This is a genomic window from uncultured Ruthenibacterium sp., assembly GCF_963558415.1.
Lineage (GTDB): Bacteria > Bacillota > Clostridia > Oscillospirales > Ruminococcaceae > Ruthenibacterium.
This window is the reverse complement of sequence record NZ_CAUWGY010000031.1, coordinates 18,466-29,378: the sequence shown is the minus strand read 5'-3', so window position 1 is coordinate 29,378 and position 10,913 is coordinate 18,466. Positions and strand designations below refer to the sequence as shown.

Below are 10,913 nucleotides of genomic sequence, written 5' to 3'. Positions count from 1 at the left end.
AGCGTTCACCGTTGGGCCGCCCCACTTCGCGAAAGTTATACTCTTTAGCGAAATAGTGTTTCTTGATTTCTTGTGTTCAGTATATCATATCCAAGGTTAAAGGTTCAAATCTACAATTTCTAACGATTCCCTCTTTCGGGCATTATTAAATTAAAAATAGGAGGCTAAAAACCTCCTATTACTTTATAACAAAGAAATTGCCTGTTTTATATATGTGACACCAAGTAATTCCATGTTGGAAAAATTTTCATAATCTAACTGCCGCATGCTGTGCTTTGGAATTACTGCTCTTGTAAAGCCCATTCTTTGTGCCTCGCGTAAGCGAGCTTCAAGATTGATTACATTGCGGATCTCTCCGCCAAGTCCTACTTCGCCAATTGCAATCATATCGTCAGGAACCGGCTTATCTAATAGACTCGAAATAACTGCCATGCAAACCGAGAGATCACAAGCTGTTTCATCTAGATCGAGTCCACCTACAATATTGATATAAACATCCAAATTGCCCATGAAGAAACCTGCGCGTTTCTCCAGGACCGCCAATAATAAATTCATGCGATTAAAATCAAAGCCGCAGGCAGCGCGCCTAGGCGTTCCAAATCCGCTTTTAGTTGCCAACGCCTGTACTTCAGACAAAATCGGACGTGAGCCCTCCATTGTGCATGCAACACAGTTTCCGCTCACTCCTACGGGACGGCCTTCCAAAAGAAGCAATGAAGGATTTTCTATTACTTTAAGTCCAGTTCCCGTCATATCGAACATTCCAATTTCATTGGTAGATCCATACCGGTTTTTTACAGCACGCAAAATTCTATATGGAAGCATTTTGTCGCCCTCAAAATACAGAACGGTATCTACGATATGTTCCATAACTTTTGGACCTGCAATGGCGCCATCTTTATTTACATGACCGACAATAAAGGTAGGAATTTCGTTTGTTTTTGCAACAGCCAAAAGTCTTGAAGTACACTCTTTGACCTGTGAAACACTTCCGGCAGATGACGAGATATCAGAGCAATGCATGGTTTGTATAGAATCAATTACAACAAGTCCAGGTTTTGTATGTTGAATCAGCTCACAAATTGCGTCGATATCTGTTTCGGCAGCTAGTGAAATATCGTTTTGAGAAACTTTTAAACGCAAAGCACGTAACTTTACTTGTCGAGTCGATTCCTCACCCGTGACGTACAAAACCTGTATCTGTTTAGCTGAAACCGCTCCACAAAGCTGTAATAAAAGCGTTGACTTCCCTGCCCCTGGTTCACCACCAAGCAGAACAACACTTCCAACGACAATGCCACCACCTAAAACACGATCCAATTCGCTAATTCCGGTTAGGATGCGGCTATGTTTTTCAGTAGTGCTGATATCCTTTAATTTACTAGCAACTGCTTCGTGCATTCCGGCGGAAGAAACACCACCGCGGGCACTTTGAGAAGAAAGTCCTCTGCTTTTTGTTTCACGAACTACATCCTCTACCATCGTATTCCATTCGCCACAAGAGGGACAGCGCCCCAACCAGCGAGTAGAAACTTCTCCGCAAGTCGTACAGACATATACGGTTTTCAATTTATCTTTTGGCATTGAAAAGCTCCCTTACAACTTTCATAGGAATAATTATAGTATAACATAAAACTCCTAATCAAAAAAGGGACCGAAACCAGAGTTTCGATCCCTTTTTATTATCGCTCCACGGACTGAAGAAAGGCTCTTAGACGCTCATTTTTAGGGTGATTGAACAAATTTTCAGGTGTATTTTCTTCAATAATTGCTCCGTCATCCATAAATATTACGCGGGAAGCGGAATTTTTAGCAAAGCGCATGTCGTGCGTAACAATTAACATCGTGATTTTTTGTTCTACGAGTTTTTGAATGGTAGTAATAACCTCGTTGGTCGTTTCTGGATCTAACGCACTCGTGGGCTCATCAAACAACATTATTTCAGGATGCATTGCCAGCGCGCGAGCAATCGCAATTCGTTGCTTTTGCCCTCCAGATAATTGTGCCGGATATTGTGTGGCTTTTGAAGCAAGGCCTACGATTTCTAAAAGTTCCATTGCTTCTTTTTTTACTATTTCGGGATCCCTTTTTAGAATTTTGATGGGAGCAACGGTAATATTTTCGAGACAACTTAAATGTGGAAATAAGTTGAAATGCTGAAAGACCATTCCGGTCTTTGTGCATATACGCCGAATTTCTTTTTCGGATGGATAGCAAGCTGTTCCGTTTACGGTGTCTACCAAAACATCTTGGTCAATGATAATTTTTCCGGATGTAACGGTTTCCAGATTGTTGATGCATCTTAGTAAAGTACTTTTTCCACTGCCTGAAGAACCAATAATTGCAACGGCCTCTCCTTTTTCCACTTGAAGAGAAACGTCTTTCAACGCATCGAAATTTCCGAACTTTTTGCACACATTTTCAATTGATAAAATAGGCATCCGTTATTCCTCCTTTTTCTCGTGACGTGAAAAATGTTTTTCACACCACTGAGATAAGAGTGTCAGAACAAAAGTCAAAATCAAATAAATGATGGCAGCTACAAAAAAGGAGGTCGGATTGACATCACGATTGTTCGCATCTTTAGCCGCTTTTAAAAGTTCTGCAACGCCAATTGCGGTTACGAGTGCGGTGTCCTTTACTAAGGTGATTACTTCATTGCTAATAGGTGGAATTACACGGGCAATAGTTTGCGGAATAATAATAATACGCATAGTTTGCCATCTTGAAAATCCGAGAGTTTTTGCAGCTTCATGTTGTCCCGGTTCAATAGATTGAATTCCCGCACGGTAAATTTCAGCAAAATAAGCCGCATAGTTAAGAACAAAGGTTACAACGGCGGCAGTGGTGTTTTCCATCCGAAAAAAATCTGCCCAAGCTGGATTTATCTGTTGCATCATAATGGGAAGCCCATAGTATACAAAAAACAGTTGCAACATTAACGGTGTTCCGCGAAAAATCCAAATATAAATTTTACAAATTGCCCGAACAGGTATGAACCGAGAAATGGAGCCCAATGCAAATGGAAGTCCTAGCGGAAGAGATAAAATCAGCGTCCCAAAAAAGATATAAAGCGTTTGAACGGTACCCGATAACAGCGATGGAAGAATCGACTGTATATACTGTAGGTTCATGGTCTTTCCCTCTCTTATTCATTGAAAACGGGCGGTAAATCGCCGCCCGCTAAAAATTTTATTCCGGTTTTACTACAATATCCGCTCCAAACCAGTTGTTGCTAATTTTAGCAGCGCTTCCATTCGCAATCAAAGCATTTAGGGCATCGTTGACGGCTTGGGTAAGCTCCGTATCACCTTTGCGAAAACCAATTGCATATAAGTCATCTCCAAAGTTGATATCCGAAATCGAGAAGACTTGTCCCATTTTTTCGTTTTTATATCCACCGTAAACTTCATCAATAATCATGCAGTCTAGGCGGCCGGCTTCCATATCCAAAATCACTTCATCGTATGTAGGATACTCTGTTATATTTCCTTGAATGGAATCGTAAATATCATCTGCTTTTACTGCTTCTAATGCTGCACTACCGGCCTGAATTCCAATCTGATAATTAGCAAGATCTTCTTTATTGTTAACTGTTACACCATCTTTGGTCATGATAACAATTTTGTTGTTTAGATAGGCCTGCGAAAGGCTCATTTGCTCTTCACGCTCTGGTGTAATTGACATGCCGTTCCATACACAGTCAATGGTTCCGGAACTGAGAGCCAACTCCTTTGAATCCCAATCGATTGGTTTGAATGTAGCAGTAACGCCCAATTGTTCACAAACCGCATTCGCAAGATCAATATCAAATCCAACCAGATTTCCTGCCTCATCGCGAAATCCCATTGGTGCAAATGTGTCGTCCAACCCGATAACCAATTCTCCCTTTTCTTGAATATCTGCCAACGTCGTGCTGTAAGTTTCCGACGTCGTCGAATTTGTTGTTGAACATGCAGTCATAAATGCACTTGCGAGAACGGCAGTCGCAATAAAAGCCAGAACCTTTTTCATCATAAAAACCTCTTTCAAACAAAAATCCTTTATGCAATGATGTCATTATACTACATCACATTATCATAGTAAAGTGGTAAATTGATTTTTTTTAAAAAAGAGGCATTTCACATGCCTCTTGAATGATTTCTTTATTACAGGATAAGCATTGCATCTCCAAAACTGAAGAAGCGATATTTTTCTTGCACAGCAGTTTTGTACGCATTCATAGTGTTTTCATAGCCACAAAATGCAGATACTAGCATAATAAGTGTACTTTCCGGCAGATGAAAATTCGTAATGAGGCCATCGATTGCTTGAAATTTGTATCCAGGATAAATAAAAATATCTGTATTTCCACTGCAAGAACAAATAGTGCCGTGCGTTGTTGCGGCAGCTTCCAGCGTTCGGCAACTTGTAGTGCCCACCGCAATTACACGATGCCCTTCTTGTTTGGCTTTTTGGATTTTTTCAGCATTTTTTCCATCGATGCTATACCATTCGCTGTGCATCTTATGGTCCGTAATATTTTCTTCTTTGACAGGTCGAAAAGTCCCCAATCCGACGTGCAGCGTAACTTCTGCGAAGTGAATTCCTTTGCCTTCTAAAGTCTCCATCAATTCTGGCGTAAAGTGCAGACCTGCCGTAGGCGCGGCTGCGCTGCCAAGTTCCTTTGCATAAACCGTCTGATAGAGAGACCCATCCTCCAATTGTTTTTGAATATAAGGCGGAAGAGGCATTTTTCCAAAAGCGTCAAGTTTTTCATACAGAGTTTGTGTATCGTAAGTGAATCGAACCATTTTATTTCCATCGGATTTTGTTTCGATAATTTGAGCTTTTAGAGTTCCGTCGCCAAATTCGATTGAATTTCCGGGATGAAGTCGTTTCCCCGGTCTTGCAAGACATTCCCACACGTCTTTTTCCTCTTCTCTGAGCAGAAGAAGCTCACACACTGCGCCGGTTTGTGCCTTGTGACCGATTAAACGGGCAGGAAGCACTTTGGAGTTGTTGATCACCAGGAGGTCTCCGGGTTCCAAAATCTGCGGCAGATCATGAAACACACGATGCTCTATAGCTCCATTTTCTTTTTTTAAGTACATAAGACGCGCTGCATCGCGTGGAATACAGGGTTCTTGTGCAATTAGTTCCTGAGGAAGGTCATAATAAAATTCACTTTTTAGCATAGGCATTATTCCTTTTACGTTGACAACGATTTTTCAGGATGGTATATTTATGAAGAAAAACAGAAATGTATGAGGCTTGTGCAAAAGATTGTCGAACAAGCAATCCCATATATTATATTGTATTTTTCACCGGTTTTCAAGCCGGTTTTTTTAATACCATAGCACTTTCAATCGGATTGTCTGATTCCCAAACTGTAACAACACAAAGGAATCTTACATACAATAAAGATGTGGTGAGAAAGGATGGATGAGTTTTCATGAGAAAGTTTAAAGTAGGGGTCGTGGGCGCCACTGGAATGGTAGGACAAAGATTTGTTTCGTTGTTGGAAAATCATCCCTGGTTTGACCTGACGGCGGTAGCTGCCTCTCCGAGATCCGCAGGTAAAACCTATGAAGAGGCTGTCGGAAATAAATGGGCGATGCCTTTTCCTATTCCGGAAAAAGCAAAAAAAATGATTGTATTGAATGCCTCTGAGGTGGAGACAGTCGCCTCTCAAGTGGATTTTGTTTTTTGCGCTGTGGATATGAAAAAAGACGAAATTCGTGCGCTGGAAGAAGCCTATGCCAAGGCAGAGTGCCCTGTTGTGTCTAATAACAGTGCACACCGCTTTACGCCAGATGTTCCTATGGTGGTACCTGAAATTAATGCAGAGCATATTCAAATCATCGATTCACAGCGTAAGCGTCTTGGAACAAAGCGTGGATTTATTGCGGTCAAATCCAACTGTTCCTTACAAAGCTATGTCCCTGCTCTTCATCCCTTGATGAAGGACTTTGGAGTAACAAAATGCTTGGTTTGCACTTATCAGGCAATTTCCGGAGCTGGAAAAACATTTGAGAGTTGGCCCGAAATGGTAGATAACTGCATTCCATACATCGGTGGTGAAGAAGAAAAGAGCGAACAGGAACCGCTGAAACTATGGGGACATATTGCGGACGGTGTGATTGTTCCGGCGGAAAAGCCGTCAATTACGGCTCAGTGTTTGCGTGTAGCCTGTTCCGATGGGCACATGGCTGCAGTTTTTGTGAGTTTTGATCGTAAACCCACTATGGAGCAAATCAAAGAAAGATGGGCTTCCTTCTATGGTCCTGCCCAAGAGTTAAATCTGCCCAGTGCTCCCAAACAGTTTTTACATTATTTTGAACAAGCGGATCGTCCACAAACAAAATTAGACCGAAATTTGGAGAATGGAATGGCGATCTCAATTGGACGTCTTCGTCCGGATACACAATACGACTATAAGTTTGTCTGCCTTTCTCACAATACGCTGCGCGGTGCGGCCGGCGGCGGAGTCCTTTTGGCGGAACTTTTAGCGGCAAAAGGATACTTCGACTAAACGTTTTCTCTCTTGAAAGCGAGGGGTCCTTTATGAAGCAATTTCTTTTCAAAGGATCCGGAGTTGCATTGGTGACGCCAATGCGCGAGGATGGAAGTGTAAATTTTGATCTTCTTGAAAAATTAGTACAATATCAAATTGCACACCATACGGATGCAATTATCATCTGTGGAACAACCGGAGAAGCGCCTACATTAGACGATGAAGAACATTTGGCAGCGATTGCTTGTGCTGTACAAGCGGCAAAACATCGTGTCCCGGTCATTGCTGGAACGGGTTCTAACAATACCAGACATGCCATTGAACTTTCAAAAGAAGCAAAAAAACTGGATGTGGATGGTTTCTTATTAGTCACTCCCTATTATAATAAAACCAATCAAATGGGATTGGTGGAACATTTTACAAAAATTGTAGATGAGGTGCAATCTCCGTGCATCCTTTATAATGTTCCGTCCAGAACAGGAGTGAATATTCAACCGGAAACCTATTTTGCTTTATCAAAGCATCCATTGATCGTAGGCGCTAAAGAAGCAAGTGGAAATTTTAGTTCTATTGCGCAGACCATTACTCTCTGTGGAGACGATTTGCCGGTTTATTCGGGAAACGATGATCAGATTGTACCCCTACTTTCACTCGGCGGGATGGGTGTTATTTCTGTATTGGCCAATTTGTTGCCAGAAATTGTACATGAGATTTGTTATGCCTACTTTGATGGAGAATGCGAATTGAGCGCGAGGCTTCAAAAGCAATATCTGGATTTGGCACAAGCTCTTTTTTGTGATGTAAATCCCATACCGGTGAAAGCGGCGCTTTCTCTTATGGGAATTGATGTGGGACATTGCCGACTACCCTTGCCTACTCCCACTAAGGCGGATATAAGAAGGGTGCAAAATGCTTTGCTGAGTGCCGGGCTTCCAGTAATGCGGTGTTGTTAAAAATTCAATTTTCTAAAACAGCTCTCTCTGAAAAAACTTTACAGAGAGAGCTGTTATGTTATAATCAAGAAAGGAGTTTTCGACAATGCTTGACATTCTTTTGCTTGGGTGCTGCGGAAAAATGGGGACGGCCATTTCACAGCTTGTGGCACAGAATCACGAAATGTCTATTCAGGCGGGCATAGATTGTTCACAGGATTCTCGACAACAAATGGAGTTCCCTGTTTTTACTAAACTTGGCAATGATATTCCACCGGCCGATGTAGTGATTGATTTTTCGGTTCCGGAATTACTTACAGATACGGTTGAATGGTGTTGTGAACGAAAAATACCGTATGTGGTGGGTACAACTGGAATTTCTGTTGCACAAGAAAAGGTGTTACAGCGGGCTTCAACGCTTATTCCCATTTTTGAAAGCGCCAATATGTCACTTGGAATCTATGTGCTTACCGAATTAGCTTTGGTGGCGCAAAAGGCTTTGGGCGAAGACTTTGACATTGAGATTATAGAAAGACATCATCGCGGCAAGGTAGATTCTCCTAGTGGAACAGCATTGAGTATTGCCAAAAGCCTGCGGAACGCAGATAAAGAACTATTTTTTACGTATGGTCGTAAAGGGCAGAAAAAACGTGCAATGGGTGAAATTGGAATTCATTCGGTGCGAGGCGGAACAATTGCCGGAGAGCACGAAATTCTCTTTGCCGGAGCAGACGAATCATTAACACTATCGCACCATGCCTCTTCACGAATGGTGTTCGCTCGTGGAGCATTACGTGCGGCTATGTGGTTGTCTCATCAGCCACCAGGAAAATACACAATGAAGGATTTGATTGTTACATGAAAAAGAGAAGGTCTAATCGACGCAAACACGCAACTGGCATGATTTTTCTTGTAGTTGGAATGGTTCTCATGGCGGCATGTGTTTTTTTGTACATTGGAGAAAACAATTTTAGAATGGCTGCCACACAAGTTTCGAATAGTATAACCAGTACTCTTACAGAAGAAAGTTCGGCATCATCCAGTCAAGTACAGGAACCGACGGTCACTACACTTCACTTCTCGGCTACGGGAGACAACTTGATACATGATGGCCTTTATTTACAGGCGAGCAAACGCGCTGGTGGAGACGGTTATGACTTTCAATATCTATATGAAAATGTAGCGCCTTTTTATCAAAATTTTGACATCAACTGGATCAATCAGGAAACATTGGTGACGGATGAATTACCGCCTTCTTCTTATCCGTGTTTTTGTACTCCTGGTGACTTGGCTCGGGAAATGTATGACATTGGTTTTCGTGTCTTTTCTCTTTCTAACAACCACTCCTACGATAAAGGCGCACAAGGAATTGCTGCAACCAGACGTTTTTGGGACTCCATGCCGGACGATGTGGTAACCACAGGGTTATTCGCGGGAGAAAATGACTATTACAATATTCCCATACAAGAAAAAAATGGAGTTCGCATTGCCTATTTGGCCTATACAGATTCCACCAATGGAATTCCCACACCACAAGATGCAACAGCCAATATCATTTATACTTCGCAGGAAGATATAATTCAATTTCAAATTGAGCAAGCCAGATCTTTGGCCGATATCGTAGTTGTGGGTGTGCATTGGGGGACTGAAAACAGTCATATCGTAAATGATGCGCAGAGAAGTTTGGCACAGAAAATTGCAAATTGGGGTGCGGATATCATTATTGGTACCCATCCACATGTCGTTCAGACAATCGAGGTTTTGACTGATTCCAATGGAAAGCAAGTCCCTGTCGCCTATTCACTTGGAAATTTTGTATCTACTCAAATTCAGGCAGATAACCTGATTGGTATTATTTTAACATTTGACATTGTAAAAACTACACAACCGGACGGAACCGTTTCCAGTTGTGTAATTGACAATGTGAAGGCCATTCCGGAAGTGATGCACTATGATGCAAACTTCCAGAATGCAAGAGCATATTTGTTCCGAGACTATACGGACGAATTGGCTGCTAGCCATGGAAACGGTTCATTGAGTCGTACTTATATCCAATCGGTCTTGGAGGAGAATATTCCAGCAGAATATCTTGTTCTGGAATAAAAAAAGTCCGCATTGAACAAAAGCAATGCGGACTTTTTTATTTATAAATTAAAGACTAATTTTATGATAAACCTTTTTGCCCTTTTTGATTACTACGCCATTCGAAAGCTGTTCTACAGAAATTGTATGCATCGGGTCTTCAATTTTTTGACCGTCCAGAGAAATTCCGCCTTGCTGAATCAAACGACGGGCCTCTCCTTTGCTGGCGGTTAATTTTGCTGCGACCATAGCGTCCAACAAAGTTACCGCTCCGTCCGAAACAAGATCAGGTGACAAAGTAGTAGACGGCATATGCTCTGCATCCGCACCACCACCAAAAAGACTGCGCGCAGTATCGAGCGCTTTTTGTGCATCCTCTTTGCTATGAACAAGACTGGTCAATTCAAAAGCCAGCCGTTCTTTGGCGTTGTTAATGGAACGTCCATCGGTCATATCAATTGCTTCAATTTCGTCTACGGGAACATTTGTCAGCAGTTTAAGGCAATTCTGTACTTCGCAATCATCAATATTGCGCCAGTATTGGAAAAATTCATACGGAGATGTTTTTTCCGGATCGAGCCACACGGCTCCCTTTTCTGTTTTACCCATTTTTTTGCCTTCACGAGTGGTCAAAAGAGTAAAGGTCATTCCGTATACATCACGTCCGTCGCATCTGCGGTTCAATTCTACGCCACCAATGATATTGGACCATTGATCATTGCCGCCAAATTCCATTTTACAATTATATTTTCGTGCCAACTGCAAAAAGTCGTAGCTTTGCATTAGCATATAATTGAATTCGATAAAAGATAGTCCTCTCTCTAAACGAGTTTTAAAGCATTCATAAGTGAGCATTTTATTGACAGAAAAATGAACTCCGATTTCGCGAAGAAAATCGATGTAGTTCAAATTCAACAACCAATCTGCGTTATTCAAAAACAGAGCTTTTCCGTCGGAGACATCAATAAACTTGCTCATCTGCTTTTTGAAGCATTCGACATTATGTTGAATTTGCTCCTTGGATAGCATTTTACGCATATCCGTTTTTCCAGTGGGGTCACCAACCATTGTTGTGCCGCCACCCAGCAAGATGATTGGACGATGTCCAGCTTGTTGCATATGACGCATAACAATCAACTGCATAAAATGGCCAACATGTAAACTGTCTGCGGTTGCGTCAAATCCCGTATAAAATGTAATTTTTTCTCGTCCCAGTAAATTTCGGACCGCCTCTTCGTCGGTGACCTGAGCTACCAGACCACGCTCCTGAAATAAATCGAATACGTTCTTTTCCATTGTTTTTCCCCCTTTGGTTTTTCCGGCAAAGAACGAAAAACGCCCTCTGCCAATCGCAATTGGCAGAGGGCGAGAAATTCGCGGTACCACCTCTGTTTACCGACTTT

Annotated in this window: 10 protein-coding genes and 1 other annotated feature (1 of these 11 running past the window's edge); of the genes, 4 read left to right on the top strand and 6 right to left on the bottom strand. The window is 42.0% G+C overall.

Annotated features, from left to right (window positions below; all coding sequences use genetic code 11):
* Positions 1 to 183: 183 nt before the first annotated feature.
* The 5 genes from radA to queA form a co-directional block, all read right to left on the bottom strand.
* Positions 184 to 1,584, bottom strand: a complete 1,401-nt coding sequence (gene radA, locus AB5H98_RS07190; RefSeq protein WP_367925236.1) for a DNA repair protein RadA — start codon at positions 1,582 to 1,584, stop codon at positions 184 to 186.
* A gap of 98 nt (positions 1,585 to 1,682) precedes the next feature.
* Entirely contained in the window at positions 1,683 to 2,441 is a 759-nt protein-coding gene (locus AB5H98_RS07185; RefSeq protein WP_367925235.1) for an amino acid ABC transporter ATP-binding protein, read from the bottom strand.
* A gap of 3 nt (positions 2,442 to 2,444) precedes the next feature.
* Entirely contained in the window at positions 2,445 to 3,134 is a 690-nt protein-coding gene (locus AB5H98_RS07180) for an amino acid ABC transporter permease (RefSeq protein WP_367925234.1), read from the bottom strand.
* Positions 3,135 to 3,192: 58 nt separating this feature from the next.
* A complete protein-coding gene (locus AB5H98_RS07175; protein WP_367925233.1) occupies positions 3,193 to 4,017 on the bottom strand; it encodes an amino acid ABC transporter substrate-binding protein in 825 nt (274 codons plus the stop codon).
* A gap of 131 nt (positions 4,018 to 4,148) precedes the next feature.
* The gene (gene queA, locus AB5H98_RS07170; protein WP_367925232.1) at positions 4,149 to 5,177 is read right to left on the bottom strand and encodes a tRNA preQ1(34) S-adenosylmethionine ribosyltransferase-isomerase QueA; all 1,029 of its coding nucleotides are present in this window, start codon (positions 5,175 to 5,177) and stop codon (positions 4,149 to 4,151) included.
* Between the two features lie 257 nt (positions 5,178 to 5,434).
* On the opposite strand from queA, the gene asd reads away from it, so the two are divergent.
* The 4 genes from asd to AB5H98_RS07150 all read left to right on the top strand — a co-directional run bounded on the left by asd (position 5,435) and on the right by AB5H98_RS07150 (position 9,531).
* Entirely contained in the window at positions 5,435 to 6,514 is a 1,080-nt protein-coding gene (asd, locus tag AB5H98_RS07165; RefSeq protein WP_367925231.1) for an aspartate-semialdehyde dehydrogenase, read from the top strand.
* 32 nt (positions 6,515 to 6,546) lie between these two features.
* A complete protein-coding gene (gene dapA, locus AB5H98_RS07160; protein ID WP_367925230.1) occupies positions 6,547 to 7,449 on the top strand; it encodes a 4-hydroxy-tetrahydrodipicolinate synthase in 903 nt (300 codons plus the stop codon).
* Between the two features lie 85 nt (positions 7,450 to 7,534).
* Positions 7,535 to 8,290, top strand: a complete 756-nt coding sequence (gene dapB, locus AB5H98_RS07155) for a 4-hydroxy-tetrahydrodipicolinate reductase (RefSeq protein WP_367925229.1) — start codon at positions 7,535 to 7,537, stop codon at positions 8,288 to 8,290.
* A complete protein-coding gene (locus AB5H98_RS07150; RefSeq protein ID WP_367925228.1) occupies positions 8,287 to 9,531 on the top strand; it encodes a CapA family protein in 1,245 nt (414 codons plus the stop codon). Before dapB ends, AB5H98_RS07150 begins: the two co-directional genes overlap by 4 nt.
* A 48-nt stretch (positions 9,532 to 9,579) precedes the next feature.
* On the opposite strand, the gene tyrS is transcribed toward AB5H98_RS07150, so the two are convergent.
* Positions 9,580 to 10,806, bottom strand: a complete 1,227-nt coding sequence (gene tyrS / locus AB5H98_RS07145; RefSeq protein ID WP_367925227.1) for a tyrosine--tRNA ligase — start codon at positions 10,804 to 10,806, stop codon at positions 9,580 to 9,582.
* A 62-nt stretch (positions 10,807 to 10,868) separates the two neighbouring features.
* Positions 10,869 to 10,913 (bottom strand) — a binding site (T-box leader); it runs 189 nt beyond the window's last position.

Excerpts from the sequence above, each read along its gene's own strand:
- AB5H98_RS07175 (WP_367925233.1), bottom strand. The coding sequence starts at position 4,017 with ATGATGAAAAAGGTTCTGGCTTTTATTGCGACTGCCGTTCTCGCAAGT.
- AB5H98_RS07185 (WP_367925235.1), bottom strand. The coding sequence starts at position 2,441 with ATGCCTATTTTATCAATTGAAAATGTGTGCAAAAAGTTCGGAAATTTC.
- AB5H98_RS07180 (WP_367925234.1), bottom strand. The coding sequence starts at position 3,134 with ATGAACCTACAGTATATACAGTCGATTCTTCCATCGCTGTTATCGGGT.
- dapA (WP_367925230.1), top strand. The coding sequence starts at position 6,547 with ATGAAGCAATTTCTTTTCAAAGGATCCGGAGTTGCATTGGTGACGCCA.
- dapB (WP_367925229.1), top strand. The coding sequence starts at position 7,535 with ATGCTTGACATTCTTTTGCTTGGGTGCTGCGGAAAAATGGGGACGGCC.
- asd (WP_367925231.1), top strand. The coding sequence starts at position 5,435 with ATGAGAAAGTTTAAAGTAGGGGTCGTGGGCGCCACTGGAATGGTAGGA.
- queA (WP_367925232.1), bottom strand. The coding sequence starts at position 5,177 with ATGCTAAAAAGTGAATTTTATTATGACCTTCCTCAGGAACTAATTGCA.
- tyrS (WP_367925227.1), bottom strand. The coding sequence starts at position 10,806 with ATGGAAAAGAACGTATTCGATTTATTTCAGGAGCGTGGTCTGGTAGCT.
- AB5H98_RS07150 (WP_367925228.1), top strand. The coding sequence starts at position 8,287 with ATGAAAAAGAGAAGGTCTAATCGACGCAAACACGCAACTGGCATGATT.
- radA (WP_367925236.1), bottom strand. The coding sequence starts at position 1,584 with ATGCCAAAAGATAAATTGAAAACCGTATATGTCTGTACGACTTGCGGA.